The sequence below is a fragment of the Flavobacterium sp. UBA7663 genome, from assembly GCF_002483315.1.
Lineage (GTDB): Bacteria > Bacteroidota > Bacteroidia > Flavobacteriales > Flavobacteriaceae > Flavobacterium.
Genome location: NZ_DLHR01000028.1, coordinates 32,986 through 57,313 on the forward strand (window position 1 = coordinate 32,986; position 24,328 = coordinate 57,313).

A 24,328-nucleotide genomic window follows, 5' to 3' on the forward strand; every position below is an offset into this window, starting at 1 on the left:
ATTCTTTTTTGAATAAAAAAATATATATTTATCAATCACACTTATTTTAAGTAGAACACAATATATAAATTTAACATTTTTATTAAATTATAATCAATTTTAACTGATAAATATCAGAAGAAATCAAATTAAAAACTTCAAAATCGACGAAATACAGAAAAATTCAGAAAAATGCATTTTTTAAAAACAGTAAAATGCCGTTAATCGAATTTTATAAACTTTTCGTCGATAAATTTATTACTAAATAGTCAATTAAAAATCATATCTCAATTAAGATAACAATTTATTAATTTAAAATTTTATTGGTTACAATTTAATAAACAATACTTTTTCAAACACTTACTTTATCTACGAACAAAAACCCTTTGTAGTTTTAAAAAAAAATCTCCTAAATACAAAATACTTAGGAGATTCAACTTTAAAACAATTATAATTAAAAAATTTCTTTTGCTATAGCTTTAACATTTTCCGCTTTTCCCATAGAATAGTAATGCAAAACCGGAATTCCCGCTGCTACTAATTCTTTGCTTTGTTGTGTACACCATTCTATTCCAATCTGCTTCACAGCATCATTATCTTTAGCTTTTACAACCGCCATAATCAAATCATCAGGCAATTCAACACTAAAACGATGCGGAATTAAGTTTAACTGTTTTTTAGTAGCAATAGGCTTTAATCCAGGAATAATTGGAACCGTAATTCCTGCTGCTCTGCATTTTGCTACAAAATCGAAGAATTTTTTATTATCAAAAAACATTTGTGTAATGATATAATCAGCTCCGTTTTTAATTTTTTGCTTTACAAAATGAATATCGCTATCTAAACTTGGTGCTTCCATGTGTTTTTCCGGATAACCTGCAACTCCGATGCAAAAATCGGTTTTTGTTGAATTCTGCAAATCTTCGTCTAAATAAATTCCCTTATTCAAATTGCTGATTTGTGTTACCAATTCAGAAGCATAAGCATGTCCTTCTTTTTCAGGTTTGAAGTAAATTTCGCTTTTAACTGCATCGCCACGAAGCGCTACGACATTATCAATTCCTAAGAAATCTAAATCAATCAACAGATTTTCAGTATCTTCTTTCGTAAAACCGCCACATAAAATATGCGGAATAGCATCTACTTGATATTTATTCTGAATTCCAGCACAAATTCCAACCGTTCCTGGACGCTTTTTAACTACTTTTTTCTGCAGTAAGCCATTTTCTAACTCTTTGAATTCATATTCCTCACGATGATAGGTTACATCAATAAATGGCGGATTGAATTCCATCAATGGATCAATGCTATCAAAAATAGATTGAATATTTTGCCCTTTTAAAGGCGGTAAAATCTCGAAGGAGAACAAAGGTTTTCCGTTGGCGTTTTGTATATGTTCAGTTACTTTCATGTTTTTTAGTTTCAGGTTTCAGGTTTCAAGTTTCAGGTTAGTTGAGCAACTTGAAACTTTAAACTTGAAACAAATATTTAATCTGCTAAATTGGGTGAGAGCCATTTTTCGGCTTGTTCAACACTTATGTTTCTTCTTTTGGCGTAATCTTCTAATTGGTCTTTTTTAATTTTTCCTAAACCAAAATATTTACTTTCTGGATTCGCAAAATAATACCCTGAAACGGATGACGCTGGCCACATTGCCATGCTTTCAGTAAGCTTTACTCCTATTTCTTGTTCTACATTTAATAATTTCCAAATTGTTGGTTTTTCCAAATGGTCAGGACAAGCAGGATAGCCTGGCGCGGGACGAATTCCTTTGTATTTTTCTTTGATTAATTCCTCATTTGACAACACCTCATCAGAAGCGTAACCCCAAATTTCTTTACGCACTTTTAAATGCAAATATTCTGCAAAAGCTTCTGCTAATCTATCTCCCAAAGCTTTTACCAAAATCGAATTGTAATCATCTAATTGCTTTTCAAATTCAGAAGCTTTTTCATCAACACCAAAACCAGTTGAAACACAGAAACATCCAATATAATCTTGTTTACCAATTTCTTTTGGAGCAATAAAATCCGCCAATGCGATATTTGGAGCTCCAACTGTTTTTTGTGATTGTTGTCTTAAAGTTAGAAGTTGGAAGCTGGAAGCTGGAAGATTTACTTCGATATCGTCATCATTGATTGTATTGGCTGGAAAAATTCCCAAAATCCCTTTTGCAGTGAACCATTTTTCTAAAACAATTTGAGAAAGCATTTTTTGTGCATCTTCAAAAAGATGAGTGGCTTGTTCCCCTACAATTTCGTCAGTTAAAATCGCTGGAAATTTTCCATACAATTCCCACGATTGAAAAAAGGGTGTCCAATCGATGAAATCTACTAATTCTGAAAGTTCAACTTCAATAGTTTTTGTTCCAATGAAATTTGGCTTTACTGGTTCGAACGTATTCCAATCGATTTTGAATTTATTTTTACGCGCTTCTTCAATCGATAAGAAATTTTTCTCACGACTTCTATTTAGATAACCTTCACGAAGTATATCATATTCTTCACGAAGTGATTTTGCATAAGTAATTTTAGTATCGGGTTGTAATAAATTGGTTGCTACTGTTACCGCACGAGACGCATCATTAACATGAACCACGGTTTCTTTATATTCAGGAGCAATTTTTACAGCTGTATGCGCACGAGAAGTCGTTGCACCACCAATCATTACTGGAATTTTGATATTCAATTTATCCATTTCTTTGGCCAAATACACCATTTCATCTAGAGAAGGTGTAATCAAACCGCTCAAACCGATAATATCTACATTTTCTTTAACCGCAACTTCAATGATTTTTTCAGGCGGAACCATCACACCTAAATCGATGATTTCAAAATTATTACAAGCTAAAACTACTGAAACAATATTTTTACCAATATCGTGTACGTCGCCTTTTACAGTCGCCATCAATACTTTTCCAGCACTTGACGAAGTAGAACCATCTTTTGAAGCTTCGATATACGGGAGGAGATAAGCCACCGCTTTTTTCATCACACGAGCGGATTTAACAACTTGTGGCAAGAACATTTTTCCTGAACCAAACAAATCACCCACCACATTCATTCCAGCCATCAAATTGATTTCGATCACTTCGATTGGTTTTTTGGCCAACTGACGCGCTTCTTCAATATCAATTTCGATAAATTCGTCGATTCCTTTTACTAATGAATGTGTTAATCGCTCTTGAACCGAGCCATTTCGCCATTCGGCAATAGCTTTTTCATTCGATTTTATATCGCCTTTGAAACTTTCGGCTAAATCCAATAAACGTTCGGTAGCATCTTCACGTCTATTTAATAAAACGTCTTCAACGTGTTCTAATAAAATGGGATCAATTTCATCATAAATCTCTAACATTTCAGGATTTACGATTCCCATTGTCATTCCATTTTGGATGGCATGATATAAGAATGCGGAATGCATGGCTTCTCGTACTTTATCGTTTCCACGGAAAGAAAAAGACACGTTACTCACACCACCAGAAATATTTGCATACGGAAGATTTTCGCGAATCCATTTTGTCGCTCGGAAAAAATCTAAGGCATTTAATTTATGCTCTTCCATTCCGGTTGCTACTGGAAAAATATTGGGATCGAAAATGATATCTTCAGCAGGAAAACCAACTTGGTTAACTAAAATATCATAACTTCTTTTACAGATTTCAATACGTCTTTCGTAAGTATCGGCTTGACCATTTTCATCAAAAGCCATAACAATTACAGCTGCTCCGTATCGTTTAATTAATTTAGCATGATGAATAAAAGTAGCTTCTCCTTCTTTTAGAGAAATCGAATTCACCACACCTTTCCCTTGAATGACTTTCAAACCCGCTTCTATAATTTCCCATTTGGAACTATCAATCATTACAGGAACTCTTGCAATATCTGGTTCCGCGGCGATTAGATTAAGAAATTTGGTCATCGCATAAACGCCATCTAACATCCCTTCATCCATATTGACGTCGATGATTTGCGCTCCTCCTTCCACTTGTTCACGTGCAACCGAAAGCGCTTCGTTGTACTTTTCTTCTTTAATTAAACGAAGAAATTTACGCGAACCCGTTACATTTGTTCGTTCTCCAACATTTACAAAATTGGTTTCTGGAGTTACAATCAAAGGTTCTAAACCTGATAATTTTAAATATTTATCGGAATTATAACTCATTACTTATTCTTTTATAGTGTTTTGCAACATCCTTCCAAAATATTTTACTATCACTAACATATTGACAAACCCAACATCGTTGTGAATTTAAAAATGATTCGAAATTTATTTTTATTGTTCTGTTCTTCATTGTTTTATTTTAAATAATTGATAAATCAATTATTGAGACAACGCATGCGTTTTCTCTACGGTGCGTGGTTTGAATTCTTTTGCAACCTCAGCAATTAATTTGATGTGTTCTGGTGTTGTTCCGCAACATCCACCTATTATATTCACTAAATTTTCTTGTAAATATTCCCGAATTAATTGTTGCATTTCCTCTGGTGTTTGGTCGTATTGTCCGAAGGCATTTGGCAAACCAGCGTTTGGATGTGCTGAAATATTTAACGATGTATTATTTCCTAGTCTTTTTAAATATGGTTTCAATTGGTCAGCACCTAAAGCGCAATTAAAACCTACACTTAACAATGGAATATGTGAAATCGAAATTAAAAAAGCTTCAACCGTTTGTCCTGAAAGTGTTCTTCCAGAAGCATCGGTGATTGTTCCTGAAACCATTACTGGAATATCAACATTTCGTTCCTCTTTCACTTCTTCAATTGCAAACAAAGCGGCTTTCGCATTTAAGGTATCGAAAATTGTTTCTACCAAAAGTAAATCGCAACCACCATCAATTAAAGCTTCAACTTGTTGTTTGTAAGCGATTTTTAAATCGTCAAAACTCACCGCACGGAATCCTGGGTCATTTACATCAGGTGACATAGATGCTGTTCTGTTTGTTGGACCGATGGAACCTGCTACGAATCTTGGTTTATCAGCAAATTCATCAGCTACTTCACGAGCGATTTTTGCCGATTGAAAATTCAATTCGTAGACTAAATCTTCCAAATAATAATCGGCCATTCCAATAGTTGTTCCCGAAAAAGTATTGGTTTCTACAATATCAGCACCGGCTTCAAAATAAGCACGATGAACTGATTTTACAGCTTCTGGTTGGGTAATGGAAAGCAAATCGTTGTTTCCTTTTAAAGGATGCGGAAAGTCTTTGAAGCGTTCGCCTCTGAAATCTTCTTCTTCAAATTTATAACGTTGTAACATCGTTCCCATAGCTCCATCGAGCACGAGAATTCGTTTTTTGATTTCTTCTTGAATTTTTGACATATTTTTTTGTTACACAGAGTTACGCTAAGTTTTCACAGAGTTTCACAAAGTTTATATTATTAATATGTTATCAAGAAATTGGAAAAAAATTTCCTTAGGTTATCTGCTTCCGATAAAATCGAAATAGAATGTAGCACCTTCTACAAGTGTAGGGTTGCTAAGCTTTCGCAGGGTCTATTCCCTCCAGCTTTCGTGATAACAAACAGTATGTTTATGAACTCTGCAAATGTAGTGACAAAATTGAAATAATGAAATATTTTCTAAAATTTCATTTAAAATATATTTTTTATAGATTTATACTCTAAATTTAAAACAAAATTAAGAATATAAATCTACAAAATGATTTAAAAAGTCTTATTTTCTAACGCCTGATTCAAATCATTAATTACATCTTGAACGGTTTCCAAACCAACAGAAACGCGTACTAAACCATCTGTAATACTTACCGCTAAACGTTCTTCCTCTGTTAATTTACTATGCGTTGTTGAAGCTGGATGTGTAACAATCGAACGTGTGTCTCCTAAATTCGCAGACAACGAACATAGTTTGATTTTATCTAAAAACTTTCTCCCAGATTCAATTCCGCCTTTGATTTCAAACGCTACAATATTTCCGCCTAATTTCATTTGCTTTTTTGCGACATCATATTGCGGATGCGATTTCAAAAATGGATATTTCACAGAAGCCACATTTGGATGATTTTCTAAAAATTCGGCTACTTTTAAAGCGTTTTCGCAATGTTTTTCGATACGAACTGGCAACGTTTCTAAACTTTTTGACAATACCCAAGCATTAAAAGGTGACAGAGCGGGTCCAGTATTTCGAGAAAACAAATAAATTTCACGGATTAAATCAGAACGTCCAACGGTTACTCCACCTAAAACACGACCTTGACCATCGATTAATTTGGTTGCAGAATGAATCACTAAATCGGCACCGAATTGAATAGGATTTTGAATGTATGGCGTTGCAAAACAATTATCGATAATTAAAATCAGATTGTGCTTTTTTGCAATTTTACCCAACAATTCTAAATCTAGAATATCAACTGCTGGATTGGTTGGTGATTCCGCATAAAGAATTTTCGTATTTGGTTGGATAAAATTTTCAATTGTTTTTGGTTTATTGACATCGAAATAACTTGTTGTAATATTCCATTTTGGAAAATATTTGGTAAACAACGTATGCGTGGAACCAAAAACACTACTTGCTGAAACGATATGATCTCCTGAATTCAATAAAGCAGCAAAAGTTGAATACACCGCTGCCATTCCTGTTGCAAAAGCGTAGCCGTCTTCTGCTCCTTCCATTAAACAAATTTTCTCTACAAATTCGGATGTGTTGGGATTGGAAAATCGGCTGTAAATATTGCGTTCTTTCTCTTCTGCAAAGGAAGCTCGCATGTCTTCAGCGTCTTCAAAAATAAAACTCGAAGTTAAATATAGCGGAACAGAATGTTCTAAATATTGTGTGCGTTCTAATTGCGTTCTGATGGCTTGGGTTTCTAATCCTAAATTTTGGTTACTCATGGTTGGTTTATTTTTAACATATAAGTTATGTAAGTTTAACTTGACTTATAAAGAATAGTTTAAGTTCATTTAAGGATAAAACCCACAAGACTTTTAAAATCTTGCAGGTTTTGAGTTTGGGTGGTTATAATTTTTTTTCGGATAAGCGTAAAATATCGCCAAAAACACCTCTTGCAGTAACAGATGCTCCTGCTCCAGCACCTTGAATTACGATAGGTTGTTCGCCATACGACTCTGTATAAATTTCGAAAATAGAATCCGAACCTTTTAAGGAACCTAAAGCAGAATTGGCTGGAACAGAGATTAATTTCACTTCCAATTTTCCTTTGTCTTGTTGTAAATCACCAGATAATTCGCCGATGTAACGCAACACTTCATTTGGTCCTTGAGCATCTTTGATGTTTTGGTAAATTCCATCTAATTCGGATAAGCGTTTTAAAAAATCAGTTGCGCTTCCTTCTCGTAAAGGTTCTGGAATTAAATTTTGGATTTGGATTTCTTCGAATTCGTTTTGTAAATCTAATTCGCGGGCTAAGATTAATAATTTTCGACCCACATCGTTTCCGTTTAAATCTTCTCTTGGATCGGGTTCTGTAAAACCTTTGTCGATGGCTTCTTGTAATACTTCGCTGAATTTCTTTTCTTCCACTGAAAAATTATTGAATAAATAACTCAATGTTCCTGAAAAAACGCCTTTTATTTTTGTGATATTTTCACCTGATAAATGCAGTAATTTTATTGTATCAATTAAAGGTAATCCTGCACCTACATTGGTTTCGTATAGATATTCTTTTTGGTTGTCTTTCAACACTTTTCGTAGTTTTTTATAGAAATCATAACTTACTGTATTCGCGACTTTGTTAGACGAAATCAAATCAAAACTATTTTCGGCTAGCGAAATGTAATTTTCAATGAAAGTCGAACTTGCAGTATTGTCTATTGCGATTAAATTTTCCAAATGATGTTCTTTTGCATAAGCGATAATATCTTCCACTTTATAATCTTGACCTTTGTCTTCTAAAGTTGCTTTCCAATTTTCGCTAATTCCGAATTTATTCAACAACACTTTATTTGAATTCGCAATCGCAAATACATTTAGCTTAATACCTTTTCGTTTTTCGATGTTTTTTGCCGATTCTAAAATTTGAGAAATCAAAGTTCCGCCAACCGTTCCGTGACCGAAAATAGCGATGTTGATTTTTTTTGCCACACCAAAAATTTCGCCGTGAATTACATTTAAAGCTCGCTTGAATTCATCTTGACTGATAACCAAACTAATGTTTCTTCCTGTAACAGTATTATTCAACAAAATTGGTGTGATTTTATTTCGAATTAAAGCCGTGTATGGTTTATGAAAATTCGTTAAATCTTGTCCAATAATCGAAATCACAGCAATGTTATCATTTACCGAAATCTTATTGACATCTTTCGTGTAAAAATCGGTTTCAAATTCTTTTTCCAAACCAACTAATGCTTTGGAAGCCTTATCAGAACTCACTACTAAACCAATTCCTCTTTCCGAAGAACCTTGCGAAATAATACTCACGCTAATATCATTTTCAGCCATCACACGGAAAATTCGTGCATCAACTCCTGTTTTCCCTAACAAACCTCTTCCTTCTAAATTTATCAACGACACATTGGTTAAAACCGAAAGCGATTTGATGCCTTCATTGGTTTGTTCCGAAGTAATTAACGTTCCGTCATTTTCAGAATTGAACGTATTTAGAATTCGCAACGGAATATTCTTTTCTACTAATGGAATAATGGTTTTGGCATGTAAAATTTGTGCTCCAAAATTTGCTAACTCATTCGCTTCGTTAAACGATAATCGCTCGATTTTTTTTGCATCAGCAACTAAATCTGGGTTGGCGGTGAAAATTCCGTCAACGTGTGTGAAATTTTGAAATTCTTCAGCGTTTAAGTAATTCGCTAATAATGAAGCGGTGTAATTACTACCATTTCTTCCTAAAGTAGTGGTTTCGTTGTGTAACGTTGAACCTATAAAACCGGTTACTATATTTACTTTGTCAGCATTTTTTTCGAAATAATCTAATACGTTTCGCTTTGAAACAGCATCAATTGGTTGTGCATTTCCAAAATTTATATCCGTTTTTATCAATTGGCGTGCATCTGAAAATTGTGCTTTGATGCTGTTTTCGTTCAAGACATAAGCCACGTATTTTGCCGAAAGAATTTCGCCATACGCAATGACTTGATCTTTAATTTTTTCGCTGTAATCTCCTAAAAGCGAAACGCCTTCTAACAATTTCTGTAAAACAGAGAATTCTTCTTCGAAGATATTTTCTTTCAAACCTTCTAATTGGTATTTTTTGAATTGTTCAAAATCCGCTTGAAAATTGATGTTGGCTTGTGCTTTTTTTAGTAAAATTACCAATTCGTCTGTAGCGTTTCCTCTTGCCGAAACTACGACTGCGATGGGTTCGTTATTGAAATATTTTTGAGCAATGGTTTGAATTACTTTTTGTAATCCTTCTCCGTTTGCTAATGATTTTCCTCCAAATTTTAATATTTTCATTTTTTCTAATTAAATATAGGTTTAAGTATGTTGTTTAGTTGTTCAAATTCAATCAAGAAAGCATCGTGTCCGTGAATGGATTTGATTTCGTGATAAAATGCGTTGTTTTTGTAGTTTTTTATTTCCAGAAATGCGGTTTTAATTTCGTTTGCCGAAAAAAAGTAATCGGTATTCACGCTGATTAGATGAATGTTTGACGAGATATTTTTTATGACATCTGATTTATTGTTGTTTTTAAAAATATCCGTAGTTTTCAATAAATGATTCATGAGTTTGTAAGCCGAAAGTTGAAATCGATTTTGCAATTTTTCTCCGTGATGCAACAACCAACTTTCCACTTGAAATAATCCTTCCGAATTTTGCAATTGGGTGTGGAATTTTTCTTGCAATGATTCCGGTGTTCGATACAATAACATAGCATGAATTCTGGCATCGTGAATTGGATTTTTGGAATTATTCAGAATTAAATCTTGAATTAACAGATTTCCAACCAACCAATCAGAAGCTTTCCAATTTGTTGCTACCGGAATTAAATTTGCAATTGCTTTTGGTCGAATCGCAGCCATTTCCCAAGCAATTGCTCCGCCTAAACTCCCACCAATCACTGCAAAAACTTGATTGACTTTAAACGAATCGATTCCTTTCCAAAATAAATTAGCGACATCGTGAGTGGTGAAATCTTGATAATTTTGAATCAAATTTTCTGCATCTTGGTAACCGTTTCCAGGAATATTGAAAGCTAAAACTGCATATTTTTTGGTATCGATAATTTTATCATCACCAATTAATGATTTCCACCAACCGTTTTCACCAATTACTTCCGAATTTCCAGTTAAAGCATGATTCACCACTACCAAAGGTGCAGAACCAACTGGTTGCCCGAACAATTGATAGGACAAAATCACTTTTGCTTGCACAACTCCATTTTGCAATGGAACATTTTGAAACACTATTTTTTGAATTTTACTCATCTTTCTTTTAAAAAAAAGACTGCCTTTAGGTAGGTCTATCGGCAGCCTTCAAACAAACAAAAACCTAAACTAAATTTTGAACTGGCAATTTTTCGAAAACACTCTGTAAATCGGCTTTCAAATCTTCAATATCTTCTAATCCAACTGATAAACGAATTAAATCTTTCGTTACTCCGGTTGCAATTTGTTGTTCTTCTGACAATTGTTGGTGCGTTGTACTTGCAGGATGAATAATCAATGATTTTGTATCGCCAATATTTGCCAATAAAGAGAAAAATTGAGTCTCATCAGCTACTTTTTTAGCAGCTTCATAACCACCTTTTAATCCAAAAGTTACGATTCCACTTTGTCCTTCTGGCAAATATTCTTGGGCTAAATCATAATATTTTGAAGAAATTAAACCAGGATAATTTACCCAAGCCACTTCTGGACGTTTTTGCAACCATTTGGCTAATTCCAAGGCATTTTCACTATGTTTTTTAATTCGGATAGCCAATGTTTCTAAACCTTGAATAATTTGAAATGCGTTGAATGGACTCAAAGAAGCACCTAAATCACGTAAACCTTCGATTCTAACTTTTGCGATGAACGAAGCTGCTCCTAACACTTCATAATATTTTAATCCGTGATAACCTGCTGAAGGTACAGTAAATTCTGGGAATTTTCCGTTGCTCCAATCGAAATTTCCTGCATCGATGATGACTCCTCCAAGAGAAGTTCCGTTTCCACCGATGTATTTGGTTAAAGAATGAATTACGATATTGGCTCCGTGTTCTATTGGGTTTAGCAAAAAGGGTGTTGCCACTGTGTTATCCACAATAAAAGGCACTTTGTAGGTTTGTGCTGCTTTTGAAATGGCTTTTAAATCGAGTATATCTAATTTTGGATTTCCTAAACTTTCGGCGAAGAACACTCTAGTATTTTCTTGAGCTGCATTTAAGAAATTTTCTGGATTTGATGGATCAACAAATGTTGTGGTGATGCCTAATCTTGGCAAAGTCACATTTAATAAATTATATGTTCCGCCATATAAACTGTTAGAAGCTACAATGTGGTCTCCAGCTTTTAATAAAGTTAACAAAGCGGTTGAGATAGCAGCGGATCCTGAAGCGGTTACGACAGCTCCAATTCCGCCTTCTAATTTAGCTAAACGTTGTTCTAAGATATCGTTTGTTGGATTATTTAATCTTGTATAAATAAAACCAGCTTCGGCTAAACCAAAAAGATTGGCAGCGTGGTCTGAGTTATTGAACACGTAGGAAGTAGTTTGGTAAATTGGAACAGCTCTTGTCCCTGCGTTTTTAGTTAAGTCGTGTCCTGCGTGTAATGCGTTTGTTGCAAATTTATTTGTGCTCATGATATTTTTATTTTTGATGTTATTGTATTTTTTAAATGTATTTTTTTGATTTTACTGAGTTTGATTCAGCTACACATTCGACAACATCGTCTTGGATTATAAATGGCTATTTTCATTATTTTGTTGATTTTTAGAAATAAAAAAACCTCTGCTTTCGACAGAGGTTATATTGAATTAATTTACTTTTAAAATTATGCAATAGGTTTCCTCTGCGGATTGTTCCACATCATCATACACATATTGCACATTGTAAAGTTCATTTTCTATTTCTTTTAGTTCGATAGGGCAAAATTAGATTTATTTTCTACAATAAAAAAATAAATAGATTATTTTTCTAAATTTTGTTATTTTATTTTTATATTATAGATTTTTAATCTAAAAACAACGTGAACCATAAAAACAAAATCTAAAATAAACAAAAAAAGAGGCTTTTGCCTCTTTTAAAATCTATTATTTGAAATAAAATTAATTTTTCACAAACTTAGATGTTCCTTTCCCTTCATATGTTTCAATAGAAATGAAATAAACCCCAGGAGATAAATTTGAAACATCAATTGAAGTACTTGAATCACTTGAAGACACCACTCTACCATTTAAATCGGTAATTGACAAATTATTGATTATCATTTCATTTTTCATAGAAATATTCAACACATTAGTAACCGGATTTGGGTAAACCGAAAAATTATTTTTAAAGAAAGAATCAGAACTTAATGTTCTATCTACAGAGAATGTATCAATTCCAATAATATCAGAATTAGCTCCTGAAGGCCCTCCATTAGTAACAAAATATCTAAATGCAAATTTTACAGATGTTGGTCCCGCTAATCCCGAAACAGTATACGAATATTGTGTCCATGCTTTTGGATATACAAAGCCTCCTAATAAAGATGGATTAACTGTAGTACAAACTGTTGTAAAAGACCCCAAACCAGACGAACCACCTGAAGGAATTACTGTAGTAGTTGCTGTACTCATTCTTAACTCCAATCTATCAGGATAATCAATTGTTCCATCGGTACCTTTACGAGAATAAAACGTAACAACATCTCCATTTTGAACTGTAATATCTGGCGTAATCAACCAATTACTAATTGTTCCTGCTCCTGTAGTACTTGTATAATTTACCAAAGCAAAAGAATTATTTCCACCGGCCTGTCCTACCGGAACCGTCGTTGTATTACCACTACCAAATAACGGATTTGTTAAAGGCGTGGTATACGAAGCAATTGTCCATAAAGAAGTCGTTGAAGGCGAGCTCTGATTCGTAGACTGCCATCCCGCTGAAAGCATTGCTGCCGTAGTGCCGTCAAATCCAAAAGAGAATTGATTTTGTGAAATTCCAAAAAAAGGAACTAACAACAAAGAAAGTAATGTTTTTTTCATAAAATATGCTTTTTATAGTTTTAATAAATATAAAAATATGCATAACACTTTATTAAAAAATTAATCTTCGATAAAATGTAAAAAAGTATCGACAAAAGAACTATTTTAAAAAAAATAGCAAGAAAAATTAAAGTTTCAATTTCATTTCATACATTTGCAAACGAAAACAAAGAGGAAAAATTTGAACTGATTGCAACCTCATTAAAAAAATGCTAAAGCAGTGTTACTACTCCTTTACGCAATCTCTGCAATTATTTTTCCTCGCTAAATTTTAAAAATAATTTATTATGGCTTATTTATTTACGTCAGAATCAGTGAGTGAAGGACATCCTGACAAAGTTGCGGATCAAATTTCAGACGCATTAATTGATAACTTTTTAGCATTTGACCCTGAATCAAAAGTAGCTTGTGAAACATTAGTTACAACAGGTCAGGTAATTTTAGCTGGAGAAGTAAAATCAAACACTTATTTAGATGTACAAACTATCGCAAGAGATGTAATCAAAAAAATTGGTTACACAAAAAGCGAATACATGTTTGAAGCAAATTCTTGTGGTGTTTTATCTGCAATTCACGAACAATCTGCCGATATTAACCAAGGAGTTGACAGAGCAAGTAAAGAAGAGCAAGGTGCTGGCGACCAAGGAATGATGTTTGGTTATGCTACAAATGAAACTGCTGAGTTCATGCCGTTAGCATTGAAATTATCTCATCAATTATTACAAGATTTAGCCGATTTAAGAAGAGAAAACAACGAAATCACTTACTTACGTCCAGATGCTAAATCTCAGGTTACTTTAGAATATTCTGATGATAACAAACCTGTTCGTATTGATGCTATTGTAGTTTCAACTCAACATGATGATTTTGCTGATGAACCAACAATGTTAGCAAAAATTAAAAAAGATATTATTGAGATTTTGATTCCAAGAGTAATCGCTAAAAATCCTCAATACGCTCATTTATTTAATGATGCAATTAAATACCACATTAACCCAACAGGAAAATTCGTAATTGGAGGACCTCACGGAGATACTGGTTTAACAGGAAGAAAAATTATCGTAGATACTTATGGTGGTAAAGGAGCACACGGAGGTGGAGCATTCTCTGGAAAAGACCCATCTAAAGTAGACCGTTCTGCTGCTTATGCGACACGCCATATTGCTAAAAACTTAGTCGCTGCCGGTGTAGCTGATGAAATTTTAGTACAAGTTTCTTATGCAATTGGAGTTGCTGAACCAACATCTATCAACGTAAATACGTATGGAACTGCAAAAGTAAGCTTAACTGATGGAGAAATCAGCAAAGTAGTAGAAAGCATTTTTGATATGCGTCCTTACTTTATTGAACAACGTTTAAAACTTAGAAATCCAATCTATAGCGAAACTGCTGCATACGGACACATGGGAAGAACTCCAGAAACCGTAACCAAAACATTCTCTGCTCCAGGTGGTTTAACAAAAACTGTTTCTGTTGAATTGTTTACTTGGGAAAAATTAGATTTCGTAGATAAAGTAAAAGCTGCTTTTAAGATTTAACAAAATCAAAACTACAGAAAATGCCTGATTATTAATTTAATCAGGCATTTTTGTATATTGCAAAAAAAATTCTCACTCTTATGAAAAACAAAATTACTCTTATTTCCATCTTCTATTGTATTCTTGGAACTTTAATTTATTTCATTGATTTTGAATTCTTAATCAAAAACAATTCTGAATATGTGATACATATTTTTAATTTTTTCAGCTCAATTAGATTTGATTTTCTTCTTTTTGAAAATGAATTAGAAATTCCGTTAGCCGAAGAAGGAAGTTACAGAATTATCCCACTTAATAGTATCATTTTTACATTCGTTTTATTAATTGGAAGTTTATTATACTTTATCAGTAACGAAAAGAAAACCCGTTTACTGCGTTTGGCCATGTTGTTTTTCTTTATTGCAAAATCTGTTCACTTGTTTTTTTTACTATTTAATATTACAGAATCAATCAAAACCTATACTTTTTTAACTCTTTACTATATTTTCATAGATATCTTTTGGCTTTTCTTAGCCTATAAAGCACTTGTATATTTGAATTCACTAAAAGAATTAATGCCTGTGGAAATAGAAGTGCCAAAACCAGAGATTAAAACAAATTCAACCGAAAGAGTTAGTGCTAGAGAAATAATGAATCAATCTCTCGAAAAAAAAGCAATACAATTGCCATTTGAAAAAGCTAGCATAGGAGATCGATTATTAAATTACTTGTTTGATACTTTTTTTGTTATTTTAATTTTTTCTCCTTACATCTTTGGATTGGCAAAAAGTAAAGAATACAGAGACTCAATTAATGAATTAGGCTCTGAAATTGGCGAAAATGTTCTTTTTCTACTTTTTATAGCGCTCGGAAGAATTATTTATTATTTATTGAGCGAAGGAATATTTCATATTTCTCCGGCAAAAGCTTTAACAGAAACACAAGTTTATGCTACATCTGAAAATAAACTTAATTTCACTACAATAACTGGAAGAACATTTATTAGATTAATACCTTTTGAAGCTTTTAGTTTTTTTGGTAAAAATGGCTGGCACGACGAACTATCTAACACCACTGTTTTGAAGAACAAACAAAACTTAAACACAAAAATTTACTCCATTTTATTTTTATTAGTCATTTTTATAGCATCTATCATAAATGGAATTTGGGATAAATTTTAATTTTCAAAAAAAGACCATAACTTAGTTATGGTCTTTTTCTTGAATTACTATAAAGTATACTTCAAACTCAGAATAACAAATCTCGGCTGAACTCTATAACTTGAAAAAGTACTTGTTCCTCCTAATTGACTAAAACTATTAGTATCTAAAGATTTAGTATCTAATAAATTGGTTCCTGATAGTTTCCATTCCCATTTACTATTTTTCTTTTGATACATTAAGCTTGCTGTTAAGAAATCATATTCACTATCAATTGTTTTGGCTTTATTTCTATTATGAAAATAAGAATACTCCGAAACAAATGAAAATGCATCTAAGAAGAAATACTCCAAAGTAACCGTTGGACTATCCACATAAATTATATCCGAAAAGTTATCATTAATTGAATAATTATACCCCAACGTTAAGTTTGGTAATGTTTTATAATTCGTTGAAAAGCTCAAACCATAACTTTGAGAATAGGATTCGATGGTTTGCACTTCAGATGGATTGTTATTTGGATCGGTGTCAGCGTCAGGATAAACACGAATATTGTTCGATTTAGACCAATTTACTCCAACTCTTAAATTTGCTTTGTAATATTTTGCAAAAGAACGACCATAATTTCCAGCTGCAGACAAACTCTCATCTGGAAAATTAGAATTCATATTTTCTGATGATGAAATTTGATTTACGCCTACTAATAATGCTCTATTTTTAATAGCTTCAAGCTGTCTCGTGTACGAAATATTAGCAAAAATATTCTCAAAATTAAACATGTTGTATTTAAAATAACGCAAAGAATGAACTTGAGATGTAGAATTTTCTAAAAATCTATTTCCACTGAATAAGCTGTTGTAGTTCGAAAACACATAACCTTGTGCCAACTTATTAATATCTGTAAAATTGTTGGTTAACGAATAATTATAAGTTAACGTTTCCGATTTTTTAATCTGCCATAATGCGTACACATCAGGTAAAATTCTATTAAAAGATTGCTTGTTCGATGTTCCAAGTTGTTCATCATTCATATTATATTGATGTACACTAAATCCTGGATTAAAAGTAAATTTACCTAGCATAAATTTATAGTGTACACCTAAAAACACATCATTAAACGCATAATTTACATCATTTACTGAAGTTGCATCTGTTAGATTATTTTGTGTTCCATTGTTTAATATCTGGAAAATTGAAGAGTCAAAATTTTGATATGAATAGGTGTTTCCTAAAGTCAAATTGATATTGCTTTTTGGAGTCAACATATAATAATAATCAAACTTTGTGTCCACTTTGTTTGTTTGCACAAAACGATTTTGTGTTATATCGTCTCTTACTCCTGCACCTTCATCAACATATCCTGTTAATAGTGGTGCAAAAGGTAACATTTCTAAATTAGCATTATAAAACGGATCTTCTTTTTGATATAAATGCTGCATTTCAAAAGCAAAAACATGCTTATCACTTAACGTGTAATAATAGTTAAGATTTTGATTTATCGAAAAAGGATTTTGCTCTTTTCCTGTATAAATATCAGATAACAAACTTGAAAACACACTTGTATTTTCTTTTTGGTCAGAAAACTTAACTAACGCATCATAATCAAAATGTACTTTCTCTGATGGCACATAACTCGAACTCAATTTAAACAATACTTGTTTACTATCTTGTCTCGTAAAATCTTCGCGATTTTCTATTATAGTTTCGGTTGTTCCGTCAGGTAAATTATCTGTACGATTTGAAATCGTTGTAGTTTCAATTTCTGTTTTATTTCCTAATAAAATTCCAAAACCACTTAAAGTCCAAGCTTTCGAGGGATTAAAACTAAAGTTAGCCGCTCCAAAGGTAGATTCAATATTAGCTGCTTGATTGTTACGAAGTCCCATAATTCCTAAGTCATTAGATGCCACATTGAAAGATGAACCACCTTTACGCATCATATTTTTAAAACCACCCGTAAACTTGAAATAGTCTTGAGCCGTCAATGGTAATTCTCCAATATTATTCACATTAGCAATTACATTTAAACTGTATTTCGGACTATAGAAAAACAACTTCGGATTAACTATAAATCGAGTGTCTTCCATTCCAACACCAATTCCGGCCGTCATATCTCCAAACCAGAAATTCTTTTTCCCTTCTTTAAGTTTTATGTTTATGGCGATACTTTCTTCGTTATTTTCTAATCCTTTTAAATTAGAAACCTCGTTATAATTACGTAAAACTTGAATTTTATCTAAAGCGTCTGCTGGAATATTTTTGGTAGCTAACTTCGTGTCACCATCAAAGAAATCTTTTCCTTCCACCATTACTTTTTGAACCTTTTTACCTTCGACTTCAATTTCACCGTCTTTATTTACTTCAACACCTGGAAGCTTTTTCAATACATCTTCCAACTTTCGTTCGGTGCCATTAGTAAACGAATCCGAATTATAAATAATTGTATCACCTGAAACACTCACTGGCATTTCATGTACAATTTCTACTTCATTTAACTGCGTCCCTTCTTTTAAAACCACTGGATAATTCATTGTAGTTGTTCCAGTTGTAACCGATTTTTCAAATGTTTGAAAACCAATATAGCTTACTTTAAGTGTATAAGCCGTGCTCGCTTTTAAATTTAGGATAAATTTTCCCGCTTCGTTTGTAATAGCATAAGCATCCATGGCTTTTGTTTGTTGGTTAATCGCCATAATATTAGCCATTTCCAAACCTACTCCTGTAGTATCTTTAACAGTACCTTCGAAACGTATATTTTGAGAAAAGGCACTTGTAGTAAGTGCCATTATAAAGATAAAAAATATTTTTTTCATGTGATTTTTTTGAAAATTAACGTCCGCCACCCATTCTAAATCCACCTCGTTGACCGCCTGGACCTGAATTCATTTCACGCATTTCTTCCATTTTCTTTTTCACGGTTTCGTCATATTCTTTTTGAGTTACCACTTTTCCTTTAGAAGCAGGTTTTATTTCAACTTTTTCTTTAGAATTTAAAACTAATTTAGAACACAATATCACTGTTTTCCCATCGTTAACTTCTAAGATTAAACCTGGCAATCCCCAATAATTTTCTGGACCTTGATTCACAGGAATTTCAGGACAATACCAAGCTGTAATAGTATTCTCTTTAGGCATTTCCCAATCATCTGTAAAATTGGTCTTTTTAGCTTTTGCAGTATCTTTTACTGTTTCTGCTTTTTTATCACCTTCTTTTTCATTATTCCTGTTTCTAAATCTGAAATTTCTAAAATCAGACTCACTCACTTTCACTACTGCTGTTGCTTTAAAACAAGTATAATTACCAATTTGTTTTGACTCCCCTTCTAATTTCCAATCGTATTTTGGTAACGAATCTTTAATTAAAAACTCTTTCCCAAAGAACTCCTTGTCTACAATATATTGCTTGTCTTTTGCATTTTTGTAGTGTGTTCCACCACCTCCCATCATGGACATCATCATTCTTCCTCCTCCTTGTTGACCTGGTGCATCTAATTTTTCTTCTTCTTTGTAAATAGAAGCGGTTTTATCAAAATTTAAAATAAATGTTTTTTCAAACATTTTTTTCATACGCTCTTCTATTTGTTTTTGCATTTCGGGAGTAATCTCACGGTTTCCACCCATTCCTTTCATGAAATCAGCCGTACTCGTTTTAGATTCGTAAACCGCCATTCCTTGAAAATTCTGAGCATTTAGAAACCCAGAAATCATAAAAATCGAAGCAATAATAATTTTTTTCATTCTTTTCAGATGTTATAGATGTATATATAGACTACAAAAAGTGCATTTTGTTACACAATTTAACTTCTATTTTTGTGTTTAAGTAGTATATTAGACCCTGATTTTCAGAAATAGTTTAACGATGCTGGTAAAAAAAACACTATTTATATTAATTTTAAATTTGTTCTGCTTTTCAATGAAAAGTCAAGAACTAATTTCTACCACAAAACAAAATAGTATAAAAATAGAATGTGATGTTTTTTTAGGTTTTGATAATCAACAGAATAATTACAGCATCAAAAACAATATTTTAATCAAGAATAGCGAATCCACAACCTATCAATACAATAATTTGGGCTTTGGAAAAATTACTCGAGTTGATATTCAAAATCCGCTACAAATTGTAGTTTTCTATAAAAATTTCAACATGGTAGTGCTTTTAGACAATCAATTAAACGAAATCAAAAAAATAGATTTTAATTTAAAATCAACTCCTGTTACTTTAGAATCAGTGGCGTTGTCTTCCCAAAATCAAATTTGGATTTACGATGGTATTTCATCAAAAATAGGCTTATACAATGTAAATACAGATACATTTAAGTGGATTTCTACTATGCTTGAAAATCCAATTTTGTATTACGAATCCGATTATACGCATTTTTATTGGACAGATGCTAATTTGAATTTATATCGCATTTCGATTTATGGTACGATTGAAAAATTAGGAAATCTACCAAAATTTGATTCGATTCAGCTAACAAAAAACGGCAATTCTATTTATCAATTGGAGAATCAATTGTTTTATTACAACCTAACTTCTAAGAGTAGCAGTAAAATAGCAATTGATAAAAAAATCATTTCAAAATTTTTCTTTAGAGATGGAATTTTGTCTATTTTTACCCAAAATGAAATTACTAATTACAAATTAATTTTACCATAATGCACATAGCAGTAGCAGGAAATATTGGAGCAGGAAAAACAACGTTAACTCGATTATTAGCCAAACATTTTAAATGGGAACCGCACTTTGAAGATGTGGTAGACAATCCCTATTTAGATGATTTTTATCACCAAATGGAACGTTGGAGTTTTAACCTTCAAATTTATTTCTTAAACAGTCGTTTTCGTCAAGTGTTGCAAATTCGTGAAAGTGGTAAAAACATTATTCAAGACCGAACCATTTATGAAGATGCACATATTTTTGCACCTAATCTTCACGCAATGGGATTAATGTCAAACAGAGATTTTAATAATTACACTTCGCTTTTCGAATTAATGGAAAGTTTAGTGGGTTCGCCAGACTTATTGATTTATTTAAGAAGTTCGATTCCGAATTTAGTAAGCCAAATTCACAAAAGAGGAAGAGATTATGAAAACTCGATTTCAATTGATTATTTGAGTCGTTTGAACGAAAGATACGAAGCATGGATTCAAACTTACGACAAAGGAAAATTAGTAATTATTGATGTAGACAATATTGATTTTGTTAACAATCCAGAAGATTTAGGAAACATCATCAACCGAATTGATGCCGAATTAAACGGATTATTTTAGATATATGAAACGCCTCAATTGAGGCGTTTTTTTTATTTCAATGTATCAAACAACGATTTCACTTTAATATTTTGAACTGGTTTCGATAATTTGATGATTCGCTTTTCATTAGGAAATAAATCGAAATAATTCTCTTCAAAAAAAGTATCATTTTCCGAATACAGAAAAACATCCTTCGCTAAAACATCGGTAGAAATTTCAATAGTTACTTCATCAATAGTTTTGATTTCGATATTTGGTTTTGATAATTTTAAATCTTTTGGTTTATCAAAAAAGAAAGCACTTTCAAAATGATTATCGCCTGAAATAAATTCTAATTTTATATATGAATTTTGTGTATCAATTTCCTTTAATGAAGGAAAAGGCAATAAAATAGCTGACACATTTGAACTAGCATCTGATTTACAATATGCCTTTTTCTCCCATAATAGTTGACCTTTAAAATTTCTGATTTCAACTTTTAATTCTCCAGCATAATTTTGCATTCCATCATTGATAACAAAAAACTTATAAATTCCACTATCCGTTACCTCGGCTGACAAAAGCACGTTCTCAAAACTTCGCTTCGCTTGATAATGAAACGCTTTCCAATTTCCATAATAATCCAACGAACTCCAAGACGTAACTGGCCAACAATCATTGAATTGCCAATATAGTGTTCCCATACAATATGATTTGGCTCTTCGGTGGGCTTCAATTGCGGTTTTCATTCCACGAGCTTGCAACAATTGGGAAACATATAAGTAATCTTCAAAATTTTTTGGAACCACATAATCGCGTTCCATGTACTCGTTTATGGTTTCGTAACCTGTTGGGTGTTTTTGATGATTTTTAAAAGCATCGGAAGAGAAATTCAAATCTTCTTTATCCATCACTTTTTGCAAGGTTTCCAAATTTGGCAAGCCTTGAAAACCATATTCACTCATAAAACGCCCCACTTTTTTCTCATAAATTTCAAACGGTTCTTTTCCCCACCAAACGCCCCAATAATGCGAATCACCTTGCAACAAACTTTCTTTTCTTCCCCAACCAATCGAAGGTGACGAAGACCAATAAATGTTTTTTTCTTTCGGAAGTAAACTATCTAATGTCTGCGGAATCATTCCGTGAAATACTTTTTTGTAATCGTTCCAAATTTGGGTGGAATCTGCTTTGGAATAGTTGAATTGTTTTTGCCAACCCCAATTGTGCCAACCTTCGTCGTTTTCATTATTGCCACACCAAATCGCAATACTTGGATGATTTTGTAAACGATTCACGTTATCAATTACTTCTTGTTTTACATTTTCAACAAATTTTTCATCGCCCGGATACATCGAACAAGCAAACATAAAATCTTGCCAAACTAAAATTCCGTTAGCATCACAAGCTTCATAAAACGCATCATCAAAATAAACGCCACCGCCCCAAACACGAAGCATGTTCATATTCGCTTTTTTAGCATTTTCGACTAAAGAAAAATAAGTGGAATCAGAAACTCGTGGTAAAAAACTATCTGGCGGAACCACATTAGCACCTTTTATGAAAACCGATTTCCCATTTAATTTGAAATAAAAACTTTTTCCATGTTGGTCATTTTCCTGAATTAATTCGATAGTTCGCAAACCAATATTTAATTTTTTTGAATCCAATAACTGGTTTTTCTGACTGATTTCAACAGCAAAAGGATACAAATTTGCTTCGCCTAATCCATTACACCACCACAATTTTGGATTCGCAATTTCATATGGCATTTTGATTTTATTCTTTCCTTTTTTAAGATTGAAAGTTTGAGATTTGTCATTGATTTTTAGCTGAATCGTTTTTGCTTTGGAAACGTAAATTTCGGTTGTGAATTCTAAAATCGCTTTTTTGTCATTCAATTCAACTTGACTGAATTTTATGTTTTCAATTTTAGCCGAATTCCAAAATTTCAATTGTACTTTCTTCCAAATTCCTGCCGTAACGAATCGTGGTCCCCAATCCCAACCGAATTGATATTGCGCTTTTCGAACAAAAACACGTTTTTTTTCAGGTAAAGTATAAGATAATTTTTTCGCTTCTTCTTTCCCTTTTTGGACTGCCGAATGAAAAACAACTTTTAAATGATTGGTTCCCACTTTCAAATGTGATCTGGCAGAAATAGTCCATTTTCGGAACATATTATTGGCTTCTAAAACTACTTTTCCGTTCAAAAAAATGGTTGCATACGTGTCCAAACCCTCAAATTCCAAATCGATATTTTGATTTTTTAGTTCTGATTCTGATAGTGTAAAATGTGTTTCGTATTCCCAATTCTCATTTTCAATCCATTGCAATTTTTTTTCGTTGGCTCCGAAAAACGGATCAGGAATTAATTGGTTTTGAAATAAATCGGTGTGAACAGTTCCGGGAATGGTTGCCTTGTATTTTTTTGCTTCGTTTTGTTTGTAGAATGTCCAGTTTTCTGTTGACAAATTTCGATAGGAAGTTTGTCCAAAAATGGAATAGCAAATGAAAATTAGAAATAATGTTATTTTTTTAAACATATAAGTCACATAGGTTTTGAAAGTGAAAGCATCAAATTAAAGAAGTTCATTTAAGTTCATTTAAGATTGCAACTTTTTCTTTAATTGTATTATTTCATCAGGGTTTGCGGTTTCACTTACATCGGTAATGGCGGATGAATGGTACCAATTGGCATTTACCATTTCATTTAATTCCAAAATATTGATTGAACGCAATCCGCCACCGGGCATTATTTCGATGCGATTATTGGCTTGAATGACTAATTGTTTTAAAACTTCTTTTCCTTCCATGACATTTGGAAAAGTTCCAGAAGTTAGAATGGTTGAAAATCCGCACGAGATGACATCTTCCAATGCTTGTTCGTAATTCGAAACGGCATCAAAAGCTCTGTGAAATGTACATGGAAATGGTTTTGCTAATTCCACTAAGACTTTATTTTGTTCGAGATTAATTGTTTTATCGTCCTTCAAATTCCCGAAAACAAATCCGTTGACTCCTAACTTTTTGATGATTTCGATTTCGGATTTCATATGTTTAAATTCTGCTTCTGAGTAAACGAAATTTCCTCCTCTTGGGCGAATCATCACATATAAATCGATGCTTAGATTTTCGCGAGCTTGTTGTATTATTTCTATTGTTGGAGTTGTACCACCAACCGACATGTCTGCACATAATTCCACTCTATCCGCTCCAGCATTTTGAGCAATTAGAGCAGATTCAAGGTTAAAACAAGCGATTTCGATTTTTTTATTTTGGAACATAAGTCATGAATATTAGCCACGGATTACACAAATTCTCACGGATTAA

General features: G+C 32.7%; 16 protein-coding genes and 1 riboswitch. Of the genes, 4 read left to right on the forward strand and 12 right to left on the reverse strand.

Features of this window, described 5'->3' with window-relative positions:
• Positions 1 to 433 precede the first annotated feature (433 nt).
• The 8 genes from metF to B2741_RS12080 form a co-directional block, all read right to left on the reverse strand.
• Positions 434 to 1,390, reverse strand: coding sequence for a methylenetetrahydrofolate reductase [NAD(P)H] (gene metF, locus B2741_RS12045; RefSeq protein ID WP_133610399.1), 957 nt, complete (start codon positions 1,388 to 1,390; stop codon positions 434 to 436).
• 77 nt (positions 1,391 to 1,467) lie between these two features.
• Positions 1,468 to 4,143 (reverse strand): methionine synthase, encoded by a 2,676-nt coding sequence (gene metH, locus B2741_RS12050; RefSeq protein WP_291139241.1) that lies wholly within the window; start codon positions 4,141 to 4,143, stop codon positions 1,468 to 1,470.
• A 159-nt stretch (positions 4,144 to 4,302) separates the two neighbouring features.
• Complete coding sequence (locus B2741_RS12055; RefSeq protein WP_291139244.1) at positions 4,303 to 5,304, reverse strand: homocysteine S-methyltransferase family protein; 1,002 nt, start codon at positions 5,302 to 5,304, stop codon at positions 4,303 to 4,305.
• Positions 5,305 to 5,400: 96 nt separating this feature from the next.
• Positions 5,401 to 5,506: riboswitch (SAM riboswitch) on the reverse strand.
• A gap of 142 nt (positions 5,507 to 5,648) precedes the next feature.
• The gene (locus B2741_RS12060; RefSeq protein WP_291139247.1) at positions 5,649 to 6,833 is read right to left on the reverse strand and encodes a trans-sulfuration enzyme family protein; all 1,185 of its coding nucleotides are present in this window, start codon (positions 6,831 to 6,833) and stop codon (positions 5,649 to 5,651) included.
• A 124-nt stretch (positions 6,834 to 6,957) separates the two neighbouring features.
• Positions 6,958 to 9,372 carry a bifunctional aspartate kinase/homoserine dehydrogenase I gene (gene thrA / locus B2741_RS12065; protein ID WP_291139251.1) on the reverse strand — a complete coding sequence of 805 codons (2,415 nt, stop codon included), beginning with the start codon at positions 9,370 to 9,372 and terminating at the stop codon, positions 6,958 to 6,960.
• A gap of 5 nt (positions 9,373 to 9,377) precedes the next feature.
• Complete coding sequence (locus tag B2741_RS12070) at positions 9,378 to 10,343, reverse strand: alpha/beta fold hydrolase (RefSeq protein WP_291139254.1); 966 nt, start codon at positions 10,341 to 10,343, stop codon at positions 9,378 to 9,380.
• Positions 10,344 to 10,407: 64 nt separating this feature from the next.
• Entirely contained in the window at positions 10,408 to 11,700 is a 1,293-nt protein-coding gene (locus B2741_RS12075; protein WP_291139257.1) for an O-acetylhomoserine aminocarboxypropyltransferase/cysteine synthase family protein, read from the reverse strand.
• Positions 11,701 to 12,165: 465 nt separating this feature from the next.
• Positions 12,166 to 13,086 carry a T9SS-dependent choice-of-anchor J family protein gene (locus B2741_RS12080; protein ID WP_291139259.1) on the reverse strand — a complete coding sequence of 307 codons (921 nt, stop codon included), beginning with the start codon at positions 13,084 to 13,086 and terminating at the stop codon, positions 12,166 to 12,168.
• 287 nt (positions 13,087 to 13,373) lie between these two features.
• Here B2741_RS12080 and metK point away from each other — a divergent pair, with 287 nt between their 5' ends.
• Positions 13,374 to 14,624 (forward strand): methionine adenosyltransferase, encoded by a 1,251-nt coding sequence (gene metK, locus B2741_RS12085; protein WP_291139261.1) that lies wholly within the window; start codon positions 13,374 to 13,376, stop codon positions 14,622 to 14,624.
• 80 nt (positions 14,625 to 14,704) lie between these two features.
• Positions 14,705 to 15,784 carry an RDD family protein gene (locus B2741_RS12090; protein WP_291139263.1) on the forward strand — a complete coding sequence of 360 codons (1,080 nt, stop codon included), beginning with the start codon at positions 14,705 to 14,707 and terminating at the stop codon, positions 15,782 to 15,784.
• Between the two features lie 47 nt (positions 15,785 to 15,831).
• Here B2741_RS12090 and B2741_RS12095 read toward each other — a convergent pair whose 3' ends face one another.
• Positions 15,832 to 18,576, reverse strand: a complete 2,745-nt coding sequence (locus B2741_RS12095) for a TonB-dependent receptor (RefSeq protein ID WP_291139264.1) — start codon at positions 18,574 to 18,576, stop codon at positions 15,832 to 15,834.
• Positions 18,577 to 18,592: 16 nt separating this feature from the next.
• Positions 18,593 to 19,501 carry a GLPGLI family protein gene (locus tag B2741_RS12100; protein ID WP_291139266.1) on the reverse strand — a complete coding sequence of 303 codons (909 nt, stop codon included), beginning with the start codon at positions 19,499 to 19,501 and terminating at the stop codon, positions 18,593 to 18,595.
• 175 nt (positions 19,502 to 19,676) lie between these two features.
• Here B2741_RS12100 and B2741_RS12105 point away from each other — a divergent pair, with 175 nt between their 5' ends.
• Together B2741_RS12105 and B2741_RS12110 are read left to right on the forward strand one after the other, a co-directional pair.
• Positions 19,677 to 20,420 carry a hypothetical protein gene (locus tag B2741_RS12105; RefSeq protein ID WP_291139269.1) on the forward strand — a complete coding sequence of 248 codons (744 nt, stop codon included), beginning with the start codon at positions 19,677 to 19,679 and terminating at the stop codon, positions 20,418 to 20,420.
• Positions 20,420 to 21,034 carry a deoxynucleoside kinase gene (locus B2741_RS12110; protein WP_291139272.1) on the forward strand — a complete coding sequence of 205 codons (615 nt, stop codon included), beginning with the start codon at positions 20,420 to 20,422 and terminating at the stop codon, positions 21,032 to 21,034. The genes B2741_RS12105 and B2741_RS12110 overlap by 1 nt, the downstream gene beginning before the upstream one ends.
• 32 nt (positions 21,035 to 21,066) lie before the next feature.
• On the opposite strand, the gene B2741_RS12115 is transcribed toward B2741_RS12110, so the two are convergent.
• Both B2741_RS12115 and B2741_RS12120 read right to left on the reverse strand, forming a co-directional pair.
• Positions 21,067 to 23,541, reverse strand: a complete 2,475-nt coding sequence (locus B2741_RS12115) for a beta-mannosidase (RefSeq protein ID WP_291139275.1) — start codon at positions 23,539 to 23,541, stop codon at positions 21,067 to 21,069.
• A gap of 60 nt (positions 23,542 to 23,601) precedes the next feature.
• Positions 23,602 to 24,282: a copper homeostasis protein CutC gene (locus tag B2741_RS12120; RefSeq protein ID WP_291139278.1), complete on the reverse strand. Its 681-nt coding sequence runs from the start codon at positions 24,280 to 24,282 to the stop codon at positions 23,602 to 23,604.
• Positions 24,283 to 24,328 lie beyond the last annotated feature (46 nt).